Origin of the sequence: Kosakonia pseudosacchari (genome assembly GCF_900184035.1) — a bacterium.
Lineage (GTDB): Bacteria > Pseudomonadota > Gammaproteobacteria > Enterobacterales > Enterobacteriaceae > Kosakonia > Kosakonia pseudosacchari.
On record NZ_FXWP01000019.1, the window covers coordinates 41,090 to 64,640 of the forward strand.

Annotated in this window: 24 protein-coding genes; 15 read left to right on the top strand and 9 right to left on the bottom strand. The window is 55.6% G+C overall.

The features are described 5' to 3' along the window. Positions 1 to 4 precede the first annotated feature (4 nt). The 4 genes from BN2591_RS15735 to BN2591_RS24780 form a co-directional block, all read right to left on the bottom strand. The gene (locus tag BN2591_RS15735; RefSeq protein ID WP_086872915.1) at positions 5 to 487 is read right to left on the bottom strand and encodes a hypothetical protein; all 483 of its coding nucleotides are present in this window, start codon (positions 485 to 487) and stop codon (positions 5 to 7) included. Between the two features lie 57 nt (positions 488 to 544). Then, on the bottom strand, positions 545 to 1,627 hold the full coding sequence (gene lptG / locus BN2591_RS15740; RefSeq protein ID WP_086872916.1) for an LPS export ABC transporter permease LptG: 1,083 nt from the start codon (positions 1,625 to 1,627) through the stop codon (positions 545 to 547). Further along, a complete protein-coding gene (gene lptF / locus BN2591_RS15745) occupies positions 1,627 to 2,727 on the bottom strand; it encodes an LPS export ABC transporter permease LptF (protein ID WP_086872917.1) in 1,101 nt (366 codons plus the stop codon). Before lptF ends, lptG begins: the two co-directional genes overlap by 1 nt. A 63-nt stretch (positions 2,728 to 2,790) precedes the next feature. Then, a complete protein-coding gene (locus BN2591_RS24780; RefSeq protein WP_216848985.1) occupies positions 2,791 to 2,841 on the bottom strand; it encodes a hypothetical protein in 51 nt (16 codons plus the stop codon). Positions 2,842 to 2,994: 153 nt separating this feature from the next. Here BN2591_RS24780 and pepA point away from each other — a divergent pair, with 153 nt between their 5' ends. From pepA to BN2591_RS15765, 3 genes are all read left to right on the top strand, one after another. Then, entirely contained in the window at positions 2,995 to 4,506 is a 1,512-nt protein-coding gene (gene pepA / locus BN2591_RS15755) for a leucyl aminopeptidase (protein ID WP_086872918.1), read from the top strand. A 314-nt stretch (positions 4,507 to 4,820) separates the two neighbouring features. Continuing rightward, the gene (gene holC / locus BN2591_RS15760) at positions 4,821 to 5,264 is read left to right on the top strand and encodes a DNA polymerase III subunit chi (RefSeq protein ID WP_086872919.1); all 444 of its coding nucleotides are present in this window, start codon (positions 4,821 to 4,823) and stop codon (positions 5,262 to 5,264) included. Then, positions 5,264 to 8,119 carry a valine--tRNA ligase gene (locus tag BN2591_RS15765; protein ID WP_086872920.1) on the top strand — a complete coding sequence of 952 codons (2,856 nt, stop codon included), beginning with the start codon at positions 5,264 to 5,266 and terminating at the stop codon, positions 8,117 to 8,119. The genes holC and BN2591_RS15765 overlap by 1 nt, the downstream gene beginning before the upstream one ends. A 97-nt stretch (positions 8,120 to 8,216) precedes the next feature. Here BN2591_RS15765 and BN2591_RS15770 read toward each other — a convergent pair whose 3' ends face one another. Then, the gene (locus BN2591_RS15770) at positions 8,217 to 9,419 is read right to left on the bottom strand and encodes a YjgN family protein (protein WP_086872921.1); all 1,203 of its coding nucleotides are present in this window, start codon (positions 9,417 to 9,419) and stop codon (positions 8,217 to 8,219) included. 196 nt (positions 9,420 to 9,615) lie between these two features. On the opposite strand from BN2591_RS15770, the gene BN2591_RS15775 reads away from it, so the two are divergent. Continuing rightward, a complete protein-coding gene (locus tag BN2591_RS15775; RefSeq protein ID WP_086872922.1) occupies positions 9,616 to 10,119 on the top strand; it encodes a GNAT family N-acetyltransferase in 504 nt (167 codons plus the stop codon). A gap of 20 nt (positions 10,120 to 10,139) precedes the next feature. On the opposite strand, the gene miaE is transcribed toward BN2591_RS15775, so the two are convergent. Both miaE and rraB read right to left on the bottom strand, forming a co-directional pair. Beyond that, complete coding sequence (miaE, locus tag BN2591_RS15780; protein WP_086872923.1) at positions 10,140 to 10,898, bottom strand: tRNA isopentenyl-2-thiomethyl-A-37 hydroxylase MiaE; 759 nt, start codon at positions 10,896 to 10,898, stop codon at positions 10,140 to 10,142. Positions 10,899 to 10,943: 45 nt separating this feature from the next. Beyond that, a complete protein-coding gene (rraB, locus tag BN2591_RS15785; protein ID WP_017459078.1) occupies positions 10,944 to 11,366 on the bottom strand; it encodes a ribonuclease E inhibitor RraB in 423 nt (140 codons plus the stop codon). 98 nt (positions 11,367 to 11,464) lie between these two features. Here rraB and argL point away from each other — a divergent pair, with 98 nt between their 5' ends. Together argL and argF (BN2591_RS15790) are read left to right on the top strand one after the other, a co-directional pair. Next, positions 11,465 to 11,560, top strand: a complete 96-nt coding sequence (gene argL, locus BN2591_RS25005; protein WP_228007808.1) for a putative translational regulatory protein ArgL — start codon at positions 11,465 to 11,467, stop codon at positions 11,558 to 11,560. Continuing rightward, positions 11,530 to 12,534: an ornithine carbamoyltransferase gene (argF, locus tag BN2591_RS15790; RefSeq protein WP_086872924.1), complete on the top strand. Its 1,005-nt coding sequence runs from the start codon at positions 11,530 to 11,532 to the stop codon at positions 12,532 to 12,534. The genes argL and argF (BN2591_RS15790) overlap by 31 nt, the downstream gene beginning before the upstream one ends. A gap of 40 nt (positions 12,535 to 12,574) precedes the next feature. On the opposite strand, the gene BN2591_RS15795 is transcribed toward argF (BN2591_RS15790), so the two are convergent. Next, on the bottom strand, positions 12,575 to 13,027 hold the full coding sequence (locus tag BN2591_RS15795; protein ID WP_086873026.1) for a YhcH/YjgK/YiaL family protein: 453 nt from the start codon (positions 13,025 to 13,027) through the stop codon (positions 12,575 to 12,577). Positions 13,028 to 13,701: 674 nt separating this feature from the next. On the opposite strand from BN2591_RS15795, the gene arcA reads away from it, so the two are divergent. The 9 genes from arcA to ridA all read left to right on the top strand — a co-directional run bounded on the left by arcA (position 13,702) and on the right by ridA (position 21,009). Beyond that, entirely contained in the window at positions 13,702 to 14,922 is a 1,221-nt protein-coding gene (gene arcA / locus BN2591_RS15800) for an arginine deiminase (protein ID WP_086872925.1), read from the top strand. Positions 14,923 to 14,932: 10 nt separating this feature from the next. Next, positions 14,933 to 15,844, top strand: a complete 912-nt coding sequence (gene arcC, locus BN2591_RS15805) for a carbamate kinase (RefSeq protein WP_086872926.1) — start codon at positions 14,933 to 14,935, stop codon at positions 15,842 to 15,844. Between the two features lie 18 nt (positions 15,845 to 15,862). Further along, on the top strand, positions 15,863 to 16,867 hold the full coding sequence (gene argF / locus BN2591_RS15810) for an ornithine carbamoyltransferase (protein ID WP_086872927.1): 1,005 nt from the start codon (positions 15,863 to 15,865) through the stop codon (positions 16,865 to 16,867). A 47-nt stretch (positions 16,868 to 16,914) separates the two neighbouring features. Beyond that, positions 16,915 to 18,318 (top strand): YfcC family protein, encoded by a 1,404-nt coding sequence (locus BN2591_RS15815; RefSeq protein WP_086872928.1) that lies wholly within the window; start codon positions 16,915 to 16,917, stop codon positions 18,316 to 18,318. A gap of 103 nt (positions 18,319 to 18,421) precedes the next feature. Next, the gene (locus BN2591_RS15820) at positions 18,422 to 18,901 is read left to right on the top strand and encodes an arginine repressor (protein ID WP_086872929.1); all 480 of its coding nucleotides are present in this window, start codon (positions 18,422 to 18,424) and stop codon (positions 18,899 to 18,901) included. Between the two features lie 99 nt (positions 18,902 to 19,000). Beyond that, a complete protein-coding gene (locus tag BN2591_RS15830) occupies positions 19,001 to 19,147 on the top strand; it encodes a pyrBI operon leader peptide (RefSeq protein ID WP_020456307.1) in 147 nt (48 codons plus the stop codon). After that, a complete protein-coding gene (gene pyrB / locus BN2591_RS15835) occupies positions 19,140 to 20,075 on the top strand; it encodes an aspartate carbamoyltransferase (RefSeq protein WP_065369960.1) in 936 nt (311 codons plus the stop codon). The genes BN2591_RS15830 and pyrB overlap by 8 nt, the downstream gene beginning before the upstream one ends. An 11-nt stretch (positions 20,076 to 20,086) precedes the next feature. Further along, positions 20,087 to 20,548, top strand: coding sequence for an aspartate carbamoyltransferase regulatory subunit (gene pyrI / locus BN2591_RS15840; protein ID WP_086872931.1), 462 nt, complete (start codon positions 20,087 to 20,089; stop codon positions 20,546 to 20,548). Positions 20,549 to 20,622: 74 nt separating this feature from the next. Continuing rightward, positions 20,623 to 21,009, top strand: coding sequence for a 2-iminobutanoate/2-iminopropanoate deaminase (ridA, locus tag BN2591_RS15845; RefSeq protein WP_017459089.1), 387 nt, complete (start codon positions 20,623 to 20,625; stop codon positions 21,007 to 21,009). 46 nt (positions 21,010 to 21,055) lie between these two features. Here ridA and BN2591_RS15850 read toward each other — a convergent pair whose 3' ends face one another. Further along, on the bottom strand, positions 21,056 to 23,440 hold the full coding sequence (locus tag BN2591_RS15850; RefSeq protein WP_086872932.1) for a beta-N-acetylhexosaminidase: 2,385 nt from the start codon (positions 23,438 to 23,440) through the stop codon (positions 21,056 to 21,058). Positions 23,441 to 23,551: the final 111 nt, after the last annotated feature.

Here is a 23,551-nt window from a genome sequence, read left to right on the forward strand (position 1 = left end):
GGGTTTACGGTGCTCTACGGCCAAAATGCACGGCATAACCGCGCAAGTTGCGCAGCGTGTCGAGACGGTTGCCAAGCACAACAGCCCCGCTAATCGCCAGCACCAGCAGCACACCATGCACAGACATGGCAATACGCGAATCCAGCAGAAAGAAGCCAGCAATAGCCGGAAGAGAAAAAGCCACCCACAGACTGTTTAGCGTGTTTTCCGCCACGCTAAAACGGGCGAGCACCCGATCTGCCTGAGACTCTTGCGGCGAACCGCGTCGCACGGTGCCGACCTGCTGCGCCAGCGCATCTGCTCGCTGAATCAGCCAGCGTACCAGGCTCAGCGCAATAACGGCCACCAGCAGTTCAAACACCAGCACCGCGCTCTCACTGACGATGGAAAGGGCCCACTGCGCACTCAGCATCGCCACGGTAACCAGCGTGCTCAACAAACAAGAGACGATCATGGCGGAGAGATGCGTCGCTGCGCGTATCAACATGCGGTGCTCCTTGCAAAAAAAAGAAGAGAGGCCTCAGCCTCTCTTTTCAGGTATCAATTAGCTTTTTCGCGTCATCAGCCACAGGCTAATCAGGAAAAAGCTGGCGCTCGGCAACAGTGCGCCAACCACCGGCGGAATGCCGTATACCAGCGTCAGCGGGCCGAAAATCTGATCCAGCACGTAGAAGACGAAACCGAAGCTGATGCCGGTGATAACACGTACGCCCATCGCCACACTACGCAACGGCCCGAAGATAAACGACAGCGCCATTAGCATCATCACCGCCACGGACAGCGGCTGGAAGATTTTGCTCCACATATTGAGCTGGTAGCGCCCGGAATCCTGACCACTCGATTTGAGGTACTTCACGTAATTGTGCAAACCGCTGATCGAGAGCGCGTCCGGATCCAGCGCCACCACACCGAGTTTGTCTGGCGTCAGGTTCGTTTTCCACGTGCCGCTCACCGTTTGCGCGCCGGTAACCTGTTTCGGGTTCGTCAGATTAGATTCATCAACCTGCGACAGCCGCCAGAGTTTCTCCTGCGGATCGAACTTCGCCGACGCGGCATAGCGCACCGACTGCAAACGGCGCTCTTTATTGAAGGCATAGATGCTTACGCCGCCGAGTTCATCGTCGCCTTTGACGCGCTCGATATAGATAAAGTTGTTGCCGTCTTTCGCCCACAAACCTGACTGCGTGGAGAGCAGCGAGCCGCCATACATCGACTGCGCACGCTGGTTACGCGCCATCTGCTCCCCCTGCGGCGCGACCCACTCGCCAATCGCCATGGTCAGCAGCACCAGCGGAATAGCCGTTTTCATGACCGACAGCGCCACCTGCATGCGGGTGTAGCCGGACGCCTGCATAACCACCAGCTCACTGCGCTGCGCCAGCATGCCCAGCCCTAACAGCGCACCCAGCAGCGCCGCCATCGGGAAGAAGATCTGAATATCTTTCGGGATGCTGAGAATGGTGTACATCCCCGCGCCCAGCGCGTCATAGCTCCCCTGGCCTGCTTTTTTCAACTGATCGACAAACTTGATAATGCCGGAGAGCGACACCAGCATGAACAGCGTCATCATGATGGTGGTGAAAATGGTTTTACCGATATAGCGGTCAAGTACGCCAAAAGCCTGCATTATACCGCTCCTTTACGCGTAAAACGGGCGCGAACCCGGCGCATTGGCACCGTATCCCACAAGTTCAGCACCACAGCCAGCGCTAAATAGACCAGGTTTACCAGCCACATCCACACCAGTGGATCGAGTTTGCCTTTCGCGCCGTTCGAGCGCAGCGTGGTTTGCAGCAGGAAGAAGACCAGATAGAGCAGCATGGCGGGGAGCATCGACAGTACGCGCCCCTGACGCGGGTTGACCACGCTCAGCGGCACTACCATCAGCGCCATCATAACCACCGTAAACACCAGCGTTAAACGCCAGTGCAGCTCGGCGCGGGCGCGCGGCGTATCGGTTTTGAACAGCGTGCGCATGTCCATCTGCTCGGTATCCGACGGGTCGAGCGCCACCGTCTGGTGACCTATAATCGCCTGATAGTTCTGGAAATCCGTAATGCGGAAATCGCGCAGCATGGCGGTGCCTTCGAAGCGGGTGCCGGTATTGAGCGTCACCACCTGCGAGCCGTCTTTATGCTGCGAGAGATGCCCTGAATCCGCCACGACAACGGATGGACGGGCGGAGCCTTTGGTACGAATCTGCGCCAGGAAGACATTCTTGAAGTTTTTGCCCTCAACGCCTTCGATAAACAGCACCGAGTTGCCATCCGTCGCCTGCTGGAACTGCCCCTGCGCCAGCGCCGCCATGCCAGGATTCGCTTTCGCGTCTGCGAGCACTTGATCCTGATGGCGGGAAGACCACGGGCCCGCCCACATAACGTTGACCGCCGCGACAATCCCGGTGAACAACGCGAGGATCAGCGCCGCTTTCACCAATACCGCACGGCTCAGGCCGCAGGCGTGCATCACGGTGATTTCACTTTCTGTATAAAGTTTGCCCAGCGTCATCAACAGGCCGAGGAACAGACTCAACGGCAGGATAAGCTGCGCCATTTCCGGCACGCCCAGCCCCAGCAGTGAGAGCACGAGGTTCGTCGGAATTTCGCCATCAGCGGCTGCGCCTAAAATCCTGACCAGTTTCTGACAAAAGAAAATCAGAAGCAGGATGAATAGGATCGCAAGCTGGCTTTTTAGCGTCTCCCGAACCAGATATCTTATGATTATCACTTTAAATACGCCCGTAAAAACCAGTATTTTTGCTGGAAAATAGCTTGTTTCATGGCTTAAACGTCATTTATTCTCTTGAGTCGTCGAAATGATCGCTAAGATTAATATACTCAGCGGATACGTGCGTAAGACCCGATTCTGACGTGCCGAAACCGAAGTAACATTAAGATTAACACGAAGTCACCGCAACAGCGGACACGAGTTACGAAAGCTTGCAATTCTATCCGTAGCCGCCGCCGTTGTCTTTAAGATTCAGGAGCGTAGTGCATGGAGTTCAGTGTAAAAAGCGGTAGCCCGGAGAAACAGCGGAGTGCCTGCATCGTTGTGGGCGTCTTTGAACCGCGCCGGCTCTCTCCGATCGCCGAGCAACTCGATAAAATCAGTGACGGCTACATCAGTGCGCTGCTGCGTCGCGGGGAACTGGAAGGCAAGCCGGGGCAGACTTTACTGCTGCACCACGTACCGAATGTCCTCTCCGAACGCATTTTGCTGATTGGCTGCGGTAAAGAGCGTGAGCTGGACGAGCGCCAGTACAAGCAGGTGATTCAAAAAACCATTAACACGCTGAATGATACCGGCTCAATGGAAGCCGTCTGCTTCCTGACCGAGCTGCACGTAAAAGGGCGCAATACTTACTGGAAAGTACGTCAGGCCGTTGAGACCGCGAAAGAGACCCTTTACAGCTTTGATCAACTGAAAACCAACAAAAGCGAGCCACGCCGCCCGCTGCGTAAAATGGTGTTCAACGTGCCAACACGCCGCGAGCTGACCAGCGGCGAGCGCGCTATTCAGCACGGTCTGGCCATTGCCGCCGGTATCAAAGCGGCAAAAGATCTCGGCAATATGCCGCCAAACATCTGTAACGCGGGCTACCTCGCTTCTCAGGCGCGCCAGCTAGCCGACACCTACAGCAAAAACGTGGTAACTCGCGTGATTGGCGAGCAGCAGATGCGCGAGCTGGGCATGCACTCGTACCTCGCGGTCGGCCAGGGTTCGCAGAACGAATCGCTGATGTCGGTGATTGAATACAAAGGCAACCCGGCGGAAGACGCGCGTCCCATCGTGCTGGTCGGTAAAGGCCTGACCTTCGACTCCGGCGGTATCTCCATCAAGCCTGCCGAAGGCATGGATGAGATGAAGTACGACATGTGCGGCGCCGCGGCGGTGTATGGCGTGATGCGCATGGTCGCCGAGCTGCAACTGCCAATTAACGTCATTGGCGTGCTGGCGGGTTGCGAAAACATGCCTGGCGGGCGTGCTTATCGTCCGGGCGACGTGCTGACCACGATGTCCGGTCAGACGGTAGAAGTGCTGAATACCGACGCCGAAGGCCGTCTGGTGCTGTGCGACGTGCTGACTTACGTTGAGCGTTTCGAGCCGGAAGCGGTAATTGATGTCGCGACGCTGACCGGCGCGTGTGTGATTGCGCTCGGCCACCACATTACCGGGCTGATGTCGAACCACAACCCGCTGGCGCACGAGCTGATTGGCGCGTCCGAGCAGGCGGGCGATCGCGCGTGGCGTTTGCCGATGGCTGATGAGTACCAGGAACAGCTGGAGTCCAACTTTGCGGATATGGCGAACATCGGTGGCCGTCCAGGTGGTGCGATCACCGCAGGCTGCTTCCTTTCTCGCTTTGCCCGTAAGTACAACTGGGCGCACCTGGATATCGCCGGTACGGCATGGCGTTCCGGTAAAGCCAAAGGCGCGACCGGTCGTCCGGTGGCGCTGCTGTCGCAGTTCCTGCTGAACCGCGCCGGGTTTAACGGCGAAGAGTAAGCCTCGTAAGGCCGGATAGCTGTGATCGCCGGATAGCGGCTACGCCTTATCCGGCCTGGAGCCTCAGCAATGCGAATGCTATACCCAATGGATTTCGCGTTGCATCGTCGCGGCAACTGAGCAAATCCCCGGCAGCATAGATACCCCTATGACTGGGGTGCGCAACAAATCTGCCGGCAGCAGATATGAACGCGGCCGGCAGCGGCCCCTTGAGGGCGAGGCCCAGGGATGGGCCTCGTATGCGCAGCCAACAAAGAGGCAGTACGAAAGAGCGACGGCTATAGCGTTTAAATCCTCAACCAAAAGTCCCATATATGAAAAATGCAACGTTCTACCTTCTGGACAATGACACGCAACAGGATGGCTTAAACGCCGTTGAACAACTGGTGTGTGAAATTGCCGCAGAACGTTGGCGTAACGGTAAACGCGTGCTGATTGCCTGCGCTGATGAGCAGCAAGCGATTCGTCTGGATGAAGCGCTGTGGGCGCGCCCGCCGGAGAGCTTCGTTCCGCACAACCTGGCAGGCGAAGGACCACGCGGCGGTGCGCCGGTGGAGCTGGCCTGGCCACAAAAACGCAACAGCAGCCCGCGCGATATTTTGATCAGCCTGCGCGCGGAATTTGCAGATTTTGCCACCGCTTTCACAGAAGTGATAGACTTCGTCCCTTACGAAGATTCTCTGAAACAACTGGCGCGCGAACGCTATAAAGCGTACCGCATGGCTGGTTTCAACCTGAACACGGCAACCTGGAAATAATGGAAAAGACATACAACCCCAAAGATATCGAACAGCCGCTGTACGAGCAGTGGGAAAAGCAGGGCTATTTCAAACCGAACGGTGATGAAAGCCAGGAAAGCTTCTGCATCATGATCCCGCCGCCGAACGTCACCGGCAGTTTGCATATGGGCCACGCCTTCCAGCAGACCATCATGGACACCATGATCCGCTACCAACGCATGCAGGGGAAAAACACCCTGTGGCAGGCGGGGACTGACCACGCGGGTATCGCCACGCAGATGGTGGTTGAGCGTAAAATTGCCGCCGAAGAGGGTAAAACCCGCCACGACTATGGTCGCGACGCCTTTATTGACAAAATCTGGCAGTGGAAAGCGGAATCCGGCGGCACCATTACCCGCCAGATGCGCCGTCTCGGCAACTCCGTAGACTGGGATCGCGAACGCTTCACCATGGACGAAGGCCTGTCTAACGCCGTTAAAGAGGTGTTCGTCCGCCTGTATAAAGAAGACCTGATTTACCGCGGTAAACGCCTGGTGAACTGGGACCCGAAACTGCGCACGGCGATTTCCGATCTGGAAGTGGAAAACCGCGAGTCGAAAGGCTCAATGTGGCATATCCGCTACCCGCTGGCTGACGGCGCGAAAACCGCCGATGGCAAAGATTACCTGGTGGTGGCCACCACCCGCCCGGAAACCCTGCTCGGTGATACCGGCGTGGCGGTGAACCCGGAAGATCCACGCTACAAAGATCTGATTGGCAAATTCGTGGTGCTGCCGCTGGTCAACCGCCGCATTCCGATTGTGGGCGACGAACACGCCGACATGGAAAAAGGCACCGGCTGCGTGAAAATCACCCCGGCGCATGACTTTAACGACTATGAAGTTGGCCGTCGCCACAAACTGCCGATGATCAACATCCTGACCTTTGACGGCGATATCCGTGAAAGCGCGCAGGTGTACGACACCAACGGCAACGAATCTGATGTCTATCCGGCGGATATCCCGGCAGAGTTCCAGAAGCTGGAGCGTTTTGCCGCGCGTAAAGCCATCGTCGCGGCAGTGGACGCGCTTGGTCTGCTGGAAGAGATCAAACCGCACGACCTGACCGTTCCGTACGGCGATCGCGGCGGCGTGGTTATCGAACCGATGCTCACCGATCAGTGGTACGTTCGCGCTGATGTGCTGGCGAAACCGGCGGTGGAAGCCGTTGAAAACGGTGACATCCAGTTCGTGCCGAAACAGTACGAAAACATGTATTTCTCCTGGATGCGCGACATTCAGGACTGGTGTATCTCCCGTCAGTTGTGGTGGGGTCACCGCATTCCGGCGTGGTACGACAACGAAGGCAACGTTTATGTTGGCCGCAGCGAAGACGAAGTGCGCCAGGAAAACAATCTGAGCGCCGATATTGCGCTGCGCCAGGATGACGACGTGCTGGATACCTGGTTCTCCTCCGCGCTGTGGACTTTCTCAACGCTCGGCTGGCCGGAAAACACTGACGCGCTGCGCCAGTTCCACCCGACCAGCGTGATGGTTTCCGGCTTCGACATCATCTTCTTCTGGATCGCGCGCATGATCATGATGACCATGCACTTCATCAAAGATGAAAATGGCAAGCCGCAGGTGCCGTTTAAAACCGTCTATATGACCGGTCTTATCCGCGATGACGAAGGCCAGAAGATGTCCAAATCCAAGGGCAACGTGATTGACCCGCTGGATATGGTTGACGGTATCTCTTTACCGGAGCTGCTGGAAAAACGCACCGGTAACATGATGCAACCGCAACTGGCGGAGAAAATCCGCAAGCGCACCGAGAAACAGTTCCCGAACGGCATTGAGCCACACGGTACTGACGCCCTGCGTTTCACCCTCGCAGCGCTGGCCTCGACCGGTCGCGATATCAACTGGGATATGAAACGCCTGGAAGGTTACCGTAACTTCTGTAACAAGCTGTGGAACGCCAGCCGCTTTGTACTGATGAACACCGAAGATCAGGATTGCGGCTTCAATGGCGGCGAAATGGTGCTGTCGCTGGCGGATCGCTGGATCCTGGCTGAGTTCAACCAGACCATCAAAGCCTACCGTGATGCGCTGGATAACTTCCGCTTCGATATCGCGGCGGGCATTCTGTATGAGTTCACCTGGAACCAGTTCTGCGACTGGTATCTGGAACTGACCAAACCGGTAATGAACGGTGGTACTGAAGCGGAACTGCGCGGCACCCGCAACACGCTGGTTACCGTGCTGGAAGGTCTGCTGCGCCTTGCGCACCCGATCATTCCGTTTATCACCGAGACCATCTGGCAGCGCGTGAAAGTGCTGAAAGGCATCACTGCCGATACCATCATGCTGCAGCCGTTCCCGCAGTACGATGCGTCTCAGGTGGATGAGAAAGCGCTGGCCGACACCGAGTGGCTGAAGCAGGCGATCACCGCGGTACGTAATATTCGTGCCGAAATGAACATCGCGCCGGGTAAACCGCTGGAGCTGCTGCTGCGTAGCGCAAGCGAGGACGCGAAGCGTCGTGTGAACGACAACCTGAGCTTCCTGCAAACGCTGGCGCGTCTGGAGAGCATCACCATTCTGCCTGCCGACGATAAAGGCCCGGTTTCGGTGACCAAAATTGTCGATGGCGCAGAGCTGCTGATCCCGATGCTGGGGCTTATCGACAAAGAGGCCGAGCTGGCGCGTCTGGCGAAAGAAGTGGCGAAAGTTGAGCAGGAAATTGGCCGCATCGAAAGCAAACTGGGCAACGAAGGCTTCGTGGCGCGCGCGCCGGAAGCGGTCATTGCCAAAGAGCGCGAAAAGCTGGATGGCTACGCGGAAGCGAAAGCGAAGCTGATTGAGCAGCAGGCGGTTATCGCCGCGCTGTAATCTCTGCGCATAAAGAAAAAGCCGGGCAGCGATGCCCGGCTTTTTTTATTTTGCAGGCCAGCTAAAGCGTCACCGCCATCCGGCAAATTTCCCTGAATTATAGCACCGCCGGGTAGAATGACAGGCCTCGAGCCAGCAGGTTCGCTGGATCTTTCGCCGGTTGCACACCGTGGTCTTCCAGCGTCAGCGCTTCCAGGTCGCCATGAACATGAGTGTTTTCCAGCAGATAACGGGTCATGCGTACTTTCGCCCACGGCCATGCCAGGAACAGCGTAATAAAACACACCAGCATGTTAGAAACAGAAATCCAGAACATACGGCCCATCGCCACCGTCGAAGAGAAACGAAGGTTCCCTTCCAGCACCAGTTGCCCGTAAATATAGGCGCGCAGTTTCACAAACGCGAAAAGGAAGCAGACAATCGCCCCGGCAATATAAATCAGGTAGCTCAGCGCCAGTTTGCCGTAAATCGGTCCCATCATCATCGCTAATTGTTCCGGATCGCCACCTGCTGCGTAGGCATTCTCTTGCAGAGTCATCAGTGACGGCATAACCAGTACCATTACCAGCAAAATAAACGGTACAAACAGCAGCATCGACAACACCACAATGGTGATGCATTTTTTCATTGAAATTTCAGCCGAGAATTTCAGTTTGCCGTACTGCAAATTATTAATCAGCATGCCAAACCATTGCGCTGCATATACACCCTGCATAATGGCAATACCCAGCAGCAATACCAATGTACCAATACCAATCATCACGGAAATAGCGCCATATGAGCCGCTACTTAATGCCGAAGTAACAAAGAGGGAGAACACCACCACCGAGGCGATAATAATCAGCAACGGGCACCCCATCATCACCCACCAGGCGCGTAAGGGGCTGGCGTAGAAATTAAAACGCACGCCGTTTATCTCTGTCATCAGCATTTGATAACGCAGCCCCTGAGTAATCAACCACGGGAAGAAAATCAGGAACAGCCCTATCATACAGAGCTGTAAAAGCACGTTCTGATAGGCCACGTTAATAAAGAAAATCGCATACAGCACCAGCAGGCAAAGCCAGCCGACAAAAATAGAACGCCCGGTCGCGTGATAAGAAAAACGCGCACCGCTAAGTTCAGTGTTCTCATAAAAATAACGACGCGCGCGTACTAACGCCCACGGCAAATATAACCCCAGCGTTATTAAGGTCAGTAAAATATTAACCAGCCAAACCACGAAATAGCCTTTCCCGCTGCCCTGAAAGAGAAAACGGCGCACGGGAACCGCCACGGAACCATGAGTTTCGGAAGTCATAACAATCCTTATCGTAAAAAAGAAGCCAGGAAAAATGCAGTCAACCATAACAATATTGCGAAATGGTTATCTCCACTATTAAGTCTAAATAGCTGCCGGTCAAAAAAATAGCGCCCAATATTCCTGGTCTTGCCAGAACGCGCCTGTAGTGGTATTAAGCAGGATCAGCTTATAACCCCGAAAACAGAGTGCAGAGATGAATGTGACCGCACCGGTAGAGGTAAAAATGCGCCCCATTGCTGCCGCCGACAACGCAGCAATCGCATCGGTGATCCGCCAGGTGTCTGCGGAATATGGCCTCACCGCCGATAAAGGCTACACCGTTGCCGACCCTGAACTGGATGAGCTCTATCAGTTATACAGTCGCCCGGGTTGCGCCTATTGGGTGGTGGAGCAAAACGGCGAGGTCGTGGGCGGCGGTGGCGTCGCGCCGCTGAAATGTAGCGAGCCGGATATCTGCGAACTGCAAAAGATGTATTTCCTGCCCAGTGCGCGGGGGCAAGGGCTGGCGAAGAAACTGGCGCAGATGGCGCTGGAACACGCCCGCGCACAGGGTTTTACCCGCTGTTATCTGGAAACCACCGCCTTTCTGACCGACGCTATTGGACTTTATGAACGCCTTGGCTTTGAACATATCGACGGCCCGCTCGGCTGTACCGGTCACGTAGACTGCGAAGTGCGGATGCTGAAAACGCTGTAACGTCGGAGCGCCCCGATGTGCTACACCGGTACGCCGCTGTGAAAACGGAACTCCGCATCCGGTGTTGAGATAAGCGCCGCTTCCACTTCACCGAAATGGCGCACACGCGGGCTGATATCCGTGGTCGAAATTTGCTGCGCCAGCGCCAGGTAATCCTGGTAATGGCGCGCTTCAGAGCGCAGCAATGACAGGTAAAATTTCTGCAAGTCATCGTCAAGCCACGGCGCCAGTGCAGCAAAACGCTCGCAGGAGCGCGCTTCGATATAGGCACCGCAAATTAACTTATCGACCAGTGTGAGCGGTTCATGCGTGCGAACCTCTTTGAGCATCCCTTTCGCATAACGGCTGGCGGTGATTTTCACATAGGGAATGTTGCGGGCGAGCATGGCTTCACGCACCTGCCAGAAGTGATGCAGTTCCTCTTTGATCAACAGCACCATGCTATCAATCAGTTCCTGGCCCCAGGCATCGTCAGTTTGCGGCATCACACTTTTGCCAATCTGCTTATGCAGCGCGACAAAATCCGGCTCCGGCCCTTCGCGAAAGGTAAATTCTTCATAGGGCTTCAGCCACGCCAGTAGCGCGTCCGACCCACTTTTATCGGCGACATAACGGCGCACCAGCAGCATGGCGGTTTGCGCCGCTTTCAGTTCACACACCATATGATCGGTAAGCAGCAGCGGCAGCATCAGTGGATCGCGCGCTTTGTCCAGCCAGGATTGCGGTGTCGGGCAGTGCAGAAAGTTTAAAACCGGGGAGAGTATTTGCGGGTAATCCATGCTCTTTCCTTGCATTGCGGCAGCGAGCGCTGCCGCAATATTTACTCAGTGACGAACACCGTCATCTTCTTCGTCGACGTAATCCTCGTCGTCATCGTCACCCTCTTCGCCGTTCGGATCTTCGTAGTAGGTTCCCCATCCGTCGTATTCCACGTCGAATTTCTCAGCAAGGTTAAGCAGTTGCTCAACTTGCGCGTCGATCAAATCGGCGTTCAGTGCGCTTTCACTCAGCACGTCGCAGCAGATAACCACTTCGCCTTCGTCCAGTTCCAGCTCTTCCGGCTCTGTCACTTCGTAGCCCAGTTTGAAGGCTTCGACAGCGGCTTTTTCCAGCGTTTCGAAATCATCTGCCGACAGGTGATGCTCAATGGTATACAGCGCATCAGGATCGCTGCCGTCTTCGAGCAACTCTTCAATAATCAAACGCGTCTCTTCGCGCTGTTCTTCCAGGTGTTCCGGGTTTGCCATGGCTCGTTCCTCATCAATGTGGCAGATACACTTATTGTCACACACCGCTGGCATTGCCTCCACTCCTCGCCGAAAAGATTTATAGCCCGGGGTTGCAAATGCATATTCATACATATAAATTGAATTTTAATTCAATAAGTGGCCTTCGCCATGTGAGGGAAATATGTCCGCGTTTTATCAAAAGCATTTTTTGAAACTGCTCGATTTTACACCTGCAGAAATCAATACCCTGCTGCAACTCGCCGCTCAGTTGAAAGCGGATAAGAAAAAAGGCCAAGAAGTCCAGAAGCTTACCGGTAAAAATATCGCGCTCATCTTCGAAAAAGACTCAACCCGCACACGATGCTCTTTCGAAGTTGCCGCATATGATCAAGGTGCCCGCGTCACGTATCTCGGCCCAAGCGGCAGCCAAATCGGGCATAAAGAGTCAATTAAAGACACCGCACGCGTGCTGGGGCGTATGTACGACGGCATTCAATATCGTGGTTATGGTCAGGAGATTGTCGAAACGCTGGCGCAATACGCCGGTGTACCGGTGTGGAACGGCTTAACCAATGAATTTCACCCGACCCAGCTGCTGGCGGATCTGCTGACCATGCGCGAGCACCTGCCGGGCAAAGCTTTTAACCAGATGAAACTGGTTTATGCCGGTGACGCGCGTAACAACATGGGCAACTCGATGCTGGAAGCCGCCGCGCTGGTAGGTTTGGATCTGCGCCTTGTCGCACCCAAAGCGTGCTGGCCGGACGCGAGCCTGGTCGCCGAATGCAAAGCGCTGGCGGTAAAAAATGGCGGCAACATTCTGCTGACGGAAGATATCGCGAGCGGAGTGAAAGATGCCGATTTCATTTACACCGATGTGTGGGTATCGATGGGCGAAGCCAAAGAGAAGTGGGCGGAGCGTATCGCGCTGTTGCGGCCTTACCAGGTCAACAGCAAAATGTTGTCGCTTACCGGCAACCCGCAGGTGAAATTCCTGCACTGCCTGCCCGCGTTTCATGATGATAAGACCGCGCTCGGCAAGAAAATGGCAGAAGAGTTTGGCCTGCACGGCGGCATGGAAGTGACTGACGAGGTATTTGAATCACCAGCGAGTATTGTGTTTGATCAGGCGGAAAACCGGATGCACACCATTAAAGCGGTGATGGTCGCCACCCTCAGTAAATAACGCAATATGCCCGGTCGCCTTGCGCAACCGGGCTTTTCTTTTATGCCACCAGCAGTTTCACCACCACTTTACGCACCTGGGCTGGCGCGTTTACCGCACACAGCGGTTTGTGAACTTCCCCCGGGTAGAACACCACAAAATCCCCTTCGCTCAGCACCACGGTTTTTTCCTGTGCGCCTGCCGGCAAAAAAGCAATGTCTTTATCTGCCAGCCAGTCGGTGTCTGGCGCACCCGCAGGCTGGGTGCTAAACGTCATCCCTTCCTGGCCTTTCAGCACGATCTGGATGTCCAGATAACGGGAGTGATACTCGGCGCGGCGTTCAGCGAACGGCTGGGTCATATCTTCGGAAACGAGGAAAAACAGGCGGTTGCCGTCGATATCATGTTTGCCGACAGGCGTCGCATCGCTCACGTGCTGTTTAACGTGTTCAATAGCCTGGCGCAGCTCTTCCGGCAGCCAGGATTGTAAATGATGAATATTGCCAACGATCATGGTGTAGCCCTCAATATAAAACATTGTTTCATTTTTAGCTTTTATACGAAAATTCACACTGCCATACCACCACTTTCTGCCGGAGATTTGTCACAACGCATGTTTATCGGAAAATATGTTATATGCCTGTTAAGGCTGATTACGCTTTTATGCAGCATAGATGCATAAAGCCCACAGCCGCACGCTGACATAAAGCTGTTACCTACTGATTAAAAAGCCTTTATTTAAATAAACCTTTCCCGATCACACTTCAGCAGCCTGGTAATTTGCGCATTCATTCACTGGTTATTCCCTTTTTTTGCGCTCTAAAACTCCGCTTTATTCATTTTTATGCATATCTATTCCACTCATCATTGAAAAAACTTATCAATCAGTGGGTTACATATTCATAAAAATAGATGGATAGCTACAAAACAATAACAACCATGAATAAGTTCAGCCGTTAATGCGTAAGCATTCATCTGGATAATTAGGTTAATTCTCTATTCTCTGATGCGAATCATGCATTTGAACGGCGACGATTTAATATCCCATTCGACGTGAGCACAATCACACTATTAATTTATACGGCTTCTACTATGAGCCATGAAATTAATCGTTATTAACGCGCGATGAAATTAATCACATTTCATTGCCGCCCCTTTTTATTCTGAAAAAAAGTTAAAGGAATAATTATGGAAAAGCACTACGTCGGTTCTGAAATAGGTCAATTGCGTAGCGTTATGCTGCACCGCCCCAATTTAAGCCTGAAACGGTTAACACCGTCGAATTGTCAAGAGCTGTTATTCGATGACGTGTTATCGGTCGAGCGCGCCGGGGAAGAGCATGACGCCTTCGCAAACACACTGCGCGAGCAGGGTGTGGAAGTCCTGCTGTTGACCGACCTTCTGACCCAAACGCTTGATATTGCAGAGGCAAAAGCCTGGCTGCTGGAAATCCAGATTTCCGATTATCGCCTTGGCCCCACCTTCGCCGCAGACGTGCGCAGCTGGCTGGCGGATATGCCGCATCGCGAACTGGCGCGTCGGCTCAGCGGTGGATTAACCTACGGCGAGATCCCGGCATTTATTAAAAATATGGTGGTTGATACCCACACGGCAAATGATTTTATTATGAAGCCGCTGCCCAACCATTTATTTACCCGAGATACCTCGTGCTGGATTTATAACGGTGTGTCGATTAATCCGATGGCTAAACCGGCCCGCCAGCGGGAAACGAATAATCTGCGCGCTATTTATCGCTGGCATCCGGATTTCGCCGATGGAAATTTTATTAAATATTTTGGCGACGAGAATATTAATTACGATCACGCCACCTTAGAGGGCGGCGATGTATTAGTGATTGGCCGCGGCGCGGTATTAATTGGTCTCTCTGAACGCACCACACCGCAAGGCGTGGAATTCCTTGCCAATAGCCTGTTCAAACACCGCCAGGCCGAACGCGTTATCGTCGTTGAACTGCCGAAACATCGCTCCTGTATGCACCTCGACACGGTGATGACCCATATCGATATCGACACCTTCTCCGTTTATCCCGAAGTGGTGCGCAAAGACGCCCAGTGCTGGACGCTCACCCCGGACGGGCGCGGCGGCCTGCAACGCACGCAGGAAAGCGACCTGCTACACGCCATCGAAAAAGCGCTGGGTATTGATCAGATCCGCCTTATCACTACCGGCGGCGATGCCTTTGAAGCCGAACGCGAACAGTGGAATGACGCCAATAACGTCCTCACGCTGCGTCCCGGCGTGGTCGTGGGCTACGAGCGCAATATCTGGACCAACGAAAAATATGACAAAGCCGGGATCACCGTGCTGCCGATCCCCGGTGATGAGCTGGGACGCGGGCGCGGCGGCGCGCGCTGCATGAGCTGCCCACTGGAACGCGACGGCATTTAAAGGAGCCATCATGGAAAGAAAACCCACACTGGTTGTCGCGCTGGGCGGCAACGCGCTGCTAAAACGCGGCGAACCGCTGGAAGCGAACATCCAGCGCCAGAATATTGATCTTGCCGCCCGCACCATCGCCGGGCTGACCGCGCAGTGGCGCGTGGTGCTGGTACACGGCAACGGGCCGCAGGTTGGCCTGCTGGCGCTGCAAAACAGCGCGTACGACAAAGTCACCCCCTACCCGCTCGACATTCTCGGCGCGGAAAGCCAGGGAATGATCGGCTACATGCTGCAACAGTCGCTGAAAAACAGCCTGCCCCAGCGTGAAGTGAGCGTGCTGCTCACCCAGGTGGAAGTGGACCCCAGAGACCCGGCGTTCAGCAACCCGAGCAAATACATCGGCCCGGTCTACAGCGAGGCGCAAGCCCAGGCGCTGCAGCAGGAGAAAGGCTGGGTATTTAAGGCCGATGGCCGCTACTTCCGCCGCGTTGTCCCCTCCCCGCAACCTAAACGCATTGTCGAAAGCGACGCCATTAGCGCGCTGATAGACCGCGATCACCTGGTGATTTGCAACGGCGGCGGCGGCGTGCCGGTGGTGGAAAACGCCACTGGCTACCACGGCATCGAAGCGGTGATCGACAAGGATCTCTCGGCGGCGTTACTGGCGCGGCAAATCGAAGCGGATGCGCTGCTGATCCTGACGGATGCCGACGCGGTTTACCTCGACTGGGGCAAACCGACGCAACGCCCGCTGGCGCAGGTCACCCCGGACATGCTGCAAGGCATGCAGTTCGACGCAGGCTCGATGGGGCCGAAGGTCGCCGCCTGCCGCCAGTTTGTCGAGCAGTGTCACGGCATCGCGGGTATCGGCGCGCTGGCGGATGGCCCGGCCATTCTCGCCGGGGACAAAGGCACATTGATTCGTTACTGATTTAAAAAAGGAAATCTCATGAGCATCAACCTGAAAAACCGCAACTTTCTCAAACTGCTCGACTACACCCCGGCGGAGATCCAGTACCTGATCGATCTGGCTATTCAGCTAAAAGCAGACAAAAAAGCAGGTCGTGAGAAGAAAACGCTGGTCGGCAAAAACATTGCGCTGATTTTTGAAAAAACCTCCACCCGCACCCGCTGCGCGTTTGAAGTGGGCGCGTTCGATCAGGGCGCGCAGGTAACTTATCTCGGGCCAAGCGGATCGCAGATTGGCCACAAAGAGTCGATGAAAGACACCGCCCGCGTGCTGGGGCGCATGTATGACGGCATCGAATATCGCGGTTACGGGCAGCAGATTGTGGAAGAACTGGGTCAATACGCGGGCGTGCCGGTGTGGAACGGCCTGACCAACGAGTTTCACCCCACGCAGATCCTCGCCGATCTGATGACCATGCTGGAACACGCGCCGGGCAAGCGCTTGTCGGAATTGCGCTTTGCTTATCTGGGCGACGCACGCAACAACATGGGCAATTCATTGATGGTCGGCGCGGCGAAGATGGGCATGGATATCCGCCTGGTGGCCCCGAAATCCTTCTGGCCGGAGGCGGCGCTGGTCGAGCAGTGCCGCGCCATCGCCGGTGAAACCGGCGCGCGCATCATGCTCACCGAGGATGTGGAAGAAGGCGTACACGGCGTCGATTTCCTCTACACCGATGTGTGGGTATCGATGGGCGAGCCGAAAGAAGCCTGGTCCGAGCGCGTCAGCTTGATGAAACCCTACCAGGTAAACGGCGCGGTGGTGAAAGCCACCGGTAATCCGCAGGTGAAATTTATGCACTGCCTGCCCGCGTTTCATAACGAGCACACCAAAGTGGGCGGCGAGATCGAAATGGCGTATGGCCTGAAAGGGCTGGAAGTCACCGAAGAGGTTTTCGAATCGCCTAATTCTATCGTTTTTGATGAAGCAGAAAACCGGATGCACACCATCAAAGCGGTGATGGTGGCAACTCTCGGCGACTAACCACTCCCCCGGCGCGCCGCGGGTGCGCCGGGGTTAAGGAGCACATCATGGGCAAGTTCAAGTTCCCTTCCGCTTACACCATTCTCTTTTTGTTGATTGCCATTGTCGCCGCACTCAGTTGGGTGATCCCCGCCGGGCAATACCAGATGGCAATGAACCCGGCCCTCGGTAAAGAGGTGCCGATTGCCGGTACTTATGCGCATGTCGCCGCGCATCCTCAAGGGTTAATCGCCGTGATCATGGCGCCAATAAGCGGCCTTTACGATCCCGATACCGGCCAGGCCGGTGCCATTGATGTGGCGCTGTTTATTCTGATCATCGGCGGGTTTCTGGGCATCGTCACCAAAACCGGCGCCATCGACGCCGGGATCGAGCGCGTCACCACCCGTTTGCGTGGCCGTGAAGAGTGGATGATCCCGATCCTGATGGCGCTGTTTGCCGCAGGCGGCACCATCTACGGTATGGCCGAAGAGTCGCTGCCGTTTTATACGCTGCTGGTTCCCGTGATGCTCGCCGCCCGTTTTGATCCGGTTGTCGCCGCCGCCACCGTGCTGCTCGGCGCGGGGATCGGCACGCTCGGATCAACCATCAACCCGTTCGCCACGGTGATCGCCGCCAACGCCGCCGGGATCCCGTTCACCCACGGCATCCTGTTGCGCGTTGCGCTGCTGGTGATTGGCTGGATTATCTGTGTAGCCTGGGTGATGCGCTACGCCCGTAAGGTACGCGCCAACCCGGCGGCGTCGATCATCGCCGATAAGCAAGAGGAAAATCGGGCGTTTTTCCTCGGTAATAAATCGCCGGAGATGCTCGAATTCACCCCGGTGCGCAAACTTATCCTGCTTATCTTCGCACTGGCCTTTGTGGTGATGATTTACGGCGTGGCGGTGCTCGGCTGGTGGATGGCGCAGATCTCGGCGGTGTTTCTGGCAAGCGCCATCATCGTGGGTTTGATCGCCCGTATGAGCGAAGAGGAATTGACCTCAACATTTATCAACGGCGCGCGGGATCTGCTGGGCGTAGCGCTGATTATCGGCATTGCCCGCGGTATCGTAGTGATCATGGATAAAGGCATGATTACTCATACTATTTTGCACAGTGCTGAAGGCATGGTCAGCGGGCTATCCACCGTCGCGTTTATCAACGTTATGTACTGGCTGGAAGTGGTGCTGTCGTTCCTCGTGCCCTCCTCCTCTGGCCTCGCGGTGCTGACGATGCCGATCATGGCACCGCTGGCCGATTTCGCTAACGTCAACCGCGATCTGGTGGTTACCGCATACCAATCGGCTTCCGGCATCGTCAACCTGGTGACGCCTACGTCGGCGGTGGTGATGGGTGGGCTGGCTATCGCCCATGTCCCCTATGTGCGTTACCTGAAGTGGGTCGCCCCCTTGTTGGCGATATTAACGGTGGTGATCATGGCGGCACTCAGCCTTGGCGCTCTGCTGTAGCGCGCCGGGTGGCGCTTTGCGGCCCCGGTCTGTGGATAATATGTAAGCCCGGTAAGCATGGCGTTGCCGGGCGTTTTGTTTCGCTAACTACTACGGGTAAAAGATGATGGAATATGGAGATTATTCACCGAAAGAGCAGCTACAACTGGCGGTCTGCCAGCGCCTGATTAGCGAAAAGAGTTATCTTTCACAGGAGGAGATCCGGCGTGATTTGCAGCGCCACGGTTTCGACAGCATCAGCCAGTCCACCGTTTCCCGTCTGTTGACGTTGCTCGGCGTAATCAAAATCCGCAACGCCAAAGGACAAAAAATTTATTCGCTCAATCCGCAATCGCGCCCGGTGCCGGACGCCGCCCGCTCCGTCTCCGAAATGGTGGTTAGCGTTGAGCATAATAGCGAATTTATCCTTATTCACACCGTGGCGGGATATGGCCGCGCAGTGGCACGTATTCTGGATTACCACCAGTTGCCGGAGATCCTCGGCGTGGTGGCAGGAAGCAGTATCGTCTGGGTCGCGCCGAGGATCGTGAAGCACACGGCGCTGGTGCATAAGCAAATTAATTATTTACTTAGAACGCATTAATATTCAAAGAGAACCGTTTGCATTGCGTAAAATGTGCATCAATCGCTTGATCCGCGAAAACAGCTGCGTATAATCCGGGACAATTTGCCGGGAGGAAGCATGAATCAGTGTGTACGACAAACTGTCTTACCGCGTCTGAAAAAAGGCGCTGGCCTGCCGTTTTCCTTCCCGTTGATCACCGAATTCCACAGCCCCTCTATTGAGGGGCTTTTTTTTGCGCAGTCGTCAGGAGATAACCATGGCTAACCCGCTATATCAGAAACATATCATTTCCATAAACGATCTCAGCCGCGAAGAACTCGAACTGGTGCTACACACCGCCGCACGACTGAAGGCCAACCCGCAGCCGGAGTTGCTCAAGCATAAAGTGATCGCCAGTTGCTTCTTTGAAGCCTCCACCCGCACGCGTTTATCGTTTGAAACCTCCATGCACCGCCTCGGCGCGAGCGTGGTCGGTTTCTCCGACAGCAGCAACACGTCGCTGGGTAAAAAAGGCGAAACGCTGGCCGACACCATTTCGGTGATCAGCACCTATGTGGACGCCATTGTCATGCGCCATCCGCAGGAGGGCGCGGCACGTCTGGCCACCGAGTTTTCCGGCGGCATTCCGGTGCTCAACGCCGGTGACGGGGCTAACCAGCATCCGACGCAAACGCTGCTCGACCTGTTCACGATTCAGGAAACACAAGGCCGGCTGGAAAACCTCAACATCGCGATGGTCGGCGACCTGAAATATGGCCGCACCGTCCATTCGCTGGCGCAGGCGCTGGCGAAATTCAGCGGCAACCGCTTCTACTTTATCGCCCCGGACGCGCTGGCAATGCCGCAGTACATTCTCGATATGCTGGACGAAAAAGGCATGGCCTGGAGCGTACATGCCAGCATCGAAGAGGTGATGGCGGAGGTGGATATTCTCTATATGACGCGCGTGCAGAAAGAGCGTCTGGACCCGTCGGAATACGCCAACGTCAAAGCCCAATTTGTTCTGCGCGCCAGCGATTTAACCAACGCGCGCAGCAATATGAAGGTGCTGCACCCGCTGCCACGCGTGGATGAAATTACCACCGACGTGGATAAAACACCGCACGCCTGGTATTTCCAGCAGGCCGGTAACGGTATCTTCGCCCGCCAGGCTCTGCTGGCGCTGGTTCTCAATCGCGATTTGGCGCTGTAAGGAGAGAGACAATGACACACGATAACAAACTGCAGGTCGAAGCCATCAAACGCGGCACCGTGATTGACCACATTCCCGCCCGCGTCGGTTTTAAACTGCTGACGCTGTTTAAGCTGACAGAAACCGACCAGCGCATCACCATCGGCCTGAATCTGCCGTCCGGCGAGATGGGACGCAAAGATTTGATCAAGATCGAGAACACCTTCTTGACCGACGAGCAGGTAAACCAGCTGGCGCTGTATGCGCCGCAGGCCACCGTTAATCGCATTGATGAGTATGAAGTGGTGGGCAAATCGCGCCCGAGCCTGCCGGAGCGCATTACGGGCGTGCTGGTCTGCCCGAACAGCAACTGCATCAGCCATGCAGAGCCAGTTACATCCAGCTTTGCGGTAAAAAAACGCGAGAGCGACATCGCGCTGAAGTGCAAATATTGTGAGAAAGAGTTCTCGCACCATGTGGTGCTGGCTAACTAATTGCGGTTGGTATTGCGTTTTTCCCTCCCTATAATGGGGCGGAACCTCAATACCGCTGTCATTCAGGAGTAATTATGACCAAAGTTATCGCCACGGAAAATGCGCCAGCAGCGATTGGCCCTTATGTGCAAGCTGTTGATCTTGGCAACATGATCCTGACCTCGGGTCAGATCCCGGTGGATCCGAAGACCGGTAGCGTACCGGAAGATGTGGCGGCGCAAGCGCGTCAGTCGCTGGACAACGTGAAAGCGATTGTTGAAGCGGCGGGTCTGAAAGTGGGCGACATCGTGAAAACCACCGTTTTCGTAAAAGATCTCAACGATTTCGCCACCGTTAACGCCACCTATGAAGCGTTTTTCAACGAGCATAACGCCAGCTTCCCGGCGCGTTCCTGCGTGGAAGTCGCTCGTCTGCCGAAAGACGTGAAAATCGAGATTGAAGCCATCGCCGTTCGCCGTTGATTGCGGCCAGGCGAGAGATAAAAGGCAGCTTACGCTGCCTTTTTTATTACCGGTTGCGCGTGGCGCGCAGCAGTTTTTCCAGCGGATAGACCGCCGCTATCACCACTTCGTCCTGAATTTGCGCCGCGTTATCCAGCTCGCGCTGAATAGACGCTATCTCGCCATCATCCAGCGTCCCCTGACGCGCCACCAAATCCGTCAACCGCAGCCCAATAGAAGCAAGCTTATCCACCTGCAAAATCACCGGTCGCATCGCTTTTAGCTGATAGTTGCTGTCGCTGAGCGCCAGCGCATCGCTGGTGTTAGCCTGCCAGCGGCTAAACAGATGGCGCAGCGCCACGGCGCTGGTGCTGTCTTCGGCATCGCTCACTACATTGTCAACCCACTGGTTCATCTGGCGAACGGTGCTGCTCTCCGGTGCCAGCGCATCGGCAAAGCGGTTCAGCGGCTCGAACTGATGATAGTTACCGGCCTGGAATTTCAGGTGCTGGCGCGTGTAGTAGTGCGCCGGTTCGATAGCCTGGGCGAGGATTTGCAGCGGTAATGTATCAGCACTGTTGGCAAGGCGCGTGAATTGCACCAGTTGCTGGCTATGCTGTTGCAGGCCGACCGACACCGTAGACCAGCTATCCATCGCCTGCAAACGGCTATACATGTTGTCGGTGTCGTTCACATCCTGCGCCGACCATAAGCGTTCCGCCACGGCAAACGCGCGCGGCCACAGTTTGATATCCAGCACCGGCGCGACCACATTTTCCGCCCATAGCGCGGCTTCGCCACCGAGCAAATTCGCCTGCTGGCTGGCGTCCGGTATGGCAGGCGCGATGCCTTTCGGCACCTCGTTTAGCCGCGCGCCGGTGACCGGATAGCGCGCGTTACCCAGCAGGAAATAACCGCCGAGTTTATCGTCGGAGAGGGTGATGACCGGGCGGGTTTCGCCCATCCACGTATCAACGACAAAACTGACCTGGCTGTCGCTTCGCCAGTCGATATGCTGCACGGCGCGGCGGGATTTACCTTTGAAATCAATAAATCCGCGCCAGCCACTTTCGCCTTTCACCAGCGTAAACGTCCCTTCTACCGGGCTGCCTTTCAGGCGCGGCATCGAAAACGACCAGCTTTGCGCACTGTCGTTATCAGCAATCACATCCACGCCATTTAAGCCCTGCGGCACAATCTCATTGCGATAGTGATAGGCGGTGTACTGTGGCTGATCGAGGTAAAAACCGGTAGAAAGAATGCCTTTGTAACCCTGCTTTGCCACCTCGCCCAGCGCGTCCTGTCCCTGCCAGGATTGGATCACAATACTTTTGGGCAGATCCGGGTGGAAGATCTCATCCCAGCCCACCATCTGGCGCTGATGTTTTTCGAGGATCGCCTCCAGTTTGCGGTTGAAATAGGCCTGCAACGCGTGGCTGTCGGCCAGTTTATTGTCGCGCATAAATTGCTGGATAGCCGGGTTGTTTTTCCACTGCGTATCGTCCACTTCATCGCCACCAATGTGCAGATACGCATCCGGGAAGATCGCCGCCAGTTCGCTGACCATCGCCTCAGCAAAGGCATATGTCGCCGCTTTTGTCGGATCCAACACCGGTTTCAGCACGCCCCAGTGGCGCTCCATCTGATACGGCCCCGGCGCACTCATCAATTCCGGGTAGGCGACAGCAATCGCCGAAGCGTGTCCCGGCATGTCGATTTCCGGCACCACGCGAATGCCACGCGCTGTGGCGTAGCGCACCACTTCGCGCATTTGCTCTTCGCTGTAAAAGAGGCCATCGCTGGCAAGTTGCGTCAATTTGGGGTAACGCTTTGAGCTAAAACGCCAGCCCTGATCGTCGGTTAAATGCCAGTGCAGCACGTTCAGTTTCGCCGCCGCCATGCCGTCGATCTGCCGTTTGATGTCCTCGACCGGCACAAAATGACGGGCGGAATCGAGCAGTAAACCGCGCCACGGGAAGCGCGGCGCATCGTCAATGGTCACCCACGGCAACGTGGTATTTTCCGTGCCGTTTTGTATTAGCTGGAGCAGCGTTTCCATGGCGCGCAGTGCGCCAAAACGGGTATTGGCGGCAATTTTCACGCCATTCGCATCGATGGTCAGCGTGTAGCGTTCATCGCTATCCAGCGTCGGCAGCGGCGCCACTTTTTTGGCGATGGTTATCGAAATGGTGGGATGTTGCGGTTTTTCGGCCTGCGGCTGCAGCGTCCAGCCGGTTTGCCGGGCGATACGCTGGCGCAATCGCGTAACGGCGTCGCCCAGATCGTCGCCGCTGACGCTGACAGAGAGCGCGTCCGTCAATACCAGCGAGCCCTGCGTTGCCGGACGTTCAACCTTTGCCGGCCACGGCATCAGCGGCAAGTCGCCTGCGGGCGCAGCAAAAGCGGTAGAGCCGAGCAGCAACCCGGCAGTTAACAGGCTGTAACGCAACATAAATGTTCCTTCAGAAGAGGTCAGGCGAGGGAAAACATTTTGTTAACATGCGCCCTCAGGAGCGTCAAGCACGCCGGGCGACAGGGATCACAGCTTGTGGGAATTGAGAGA

Excerpts from the sequence above, each read along its gene's own strand:
- holC (WP_086872919.1), top strand. The coding sequence starts at position 4,821 with ATGAAAAATGCAACGTTCTACCTTCTGGACAATGACACGCAACAGGAT.
- BN2591_RS15820 (WP_086872929.1), top strand. The coding sequence starts at position 18,422 with ATGATGGAATATGGAGATTATTCACCGAAAGAGCAGCTACAACTGGCG.
- BN2591_RS15765 (WP_086872920.1), top strand. The coding sequence starts at position 5,264 with ATGGAAAAGACATACAACCCCAAAGATATCGAACAGCCGCTGTACGAG.
- arcC (WP_086872926.1), top strand. The coding sequence starts at position 14,933 with ATGGAAAGAAAACCCACACTGGTTGTCGCGCTGGGCGGCAACGCGCTG.
- arcA (WP_086872925.1), top strand. The coding sequence starts at position 13,702 with ATGGAAAAGCACTACGTCGGTTCTGAAATAGGTCAATTGCGTAGCGTT.
- pyrI (WP_086872931.1), top strand. The coding sequence starts at position 20,087 with ATGACACACGATAACAAACTGCAGGTCGAAGCCATCAAACGCGGCACC.
- BN2591_RS15735 (WP_086872915.1), bottom strand. The coding sequence starts at position 487 with ATGTTGATACGCGCAGCGACGCATCTCTCCGCCATGATCGTCTCTTGT.
- lptG (WP_086872916.1), bottom strand. The coding sequence starts at position 1,627 with ATGCAGGCTTTTGGCGTACTTGACCGCTATATCGGTAAAACCATTTTC.
- BN2591_RS15775 (WP_086872922.1), top strand. The coding sequence starts at position 9,616 with ATGAATGTGACCGCACCGGTAGAGGTAAAAATGCGCCCCATTGCTGCC.
- pepA (WP_086872918.1), top strand. The coding sequence starts at position 2,995 with ATGGAGTTCAGTGTAAAAAGCGGTAGCCCGGAGAAACAGCGGAGTGCC.
- BN2591_RS15830 (WP_020456307.1), top strand. The coding sequence starts at position 19,001 with ATGAATCAGTGTGTACGACAAACTGTCTTACCGCGTCTGAAAAAAGGC.
- argL (WP_228007808.1), top strand. The coding sequence starts at position 11,465 with ATGCATATTCATACATATAAATTGAATTTTAATTCAATAAGTGGCCTT.
- BN2591_RS15795 (WP_086873026.1), bottom strand. The coding sequence starts at position 13,027 with ATGATCGTTGGCAATATTCATCATTTACAATCCTGGCTGCCGGAAGAG.
- BN2591_RS15850 (WP_086872932.1), bottom strand. The coding sequence starts at position 23,440 with ATGTTGCGTTACAGCCTGTTAACTGCCGGGTTGCTGCTCGGCTCTACC.
- pyrB (WP_065369960.1), top strand. The coding sequence starts at position 19,140 with ATGGCTAACCCGCTATATCAGAAACATATCATTTCCATAAACGATCTC.
- rraB (WP_017459078.1), bottom strand. The coding sequence starts at position 11,366 with ATGGCAAACCCGGAACACCTGGAAGAACAGCGCGAAGAGACGCGTTTG.
- BN2591_RS15770 (WP_086872921.1), bottom strand. The coding sequence starts at position 9,419 with ATGACTTCCGAAACTCATGGTTCCGTGGCGGTTCCCGTGCGCCGTTTT.
- miaE (WP_086872923.1), bottom strand. The coding sequence starts at position 10,898 with ATGGATTACCCGCAAATACTCTCCCCGGTTTTAAACTTTCTGCACTGC.
- argF (WP_086872924.1), top strand. The coding sequence starts at position 11,530 with ATGTCCGCGTTTTATCAAAAGCATTTTTTGAAACTGCTCGATTTTACA.
- argF (WP_086872927.1), top strand. The coding sequence starts at position 15,863 with ATGAGCATCAACCTGAAAAACCGCAACTTTCTCAAACTGCTCGACTAC.
- BN2591_RS15815 (WP_086872928.1), top strand. The coding sequence starts at position 16,915 with ATGGGCAAGTTCAAGTTCCCTTCCGCTTACACCATTCTCTTTTTGTTG.
- ridA (WP_017459089.1), top strand. The coding sequence starts at position 20,623 with ATGACCAAAGTTATCGCCACGGAAAATGCGCCAGCAGCGATTGGCCCT.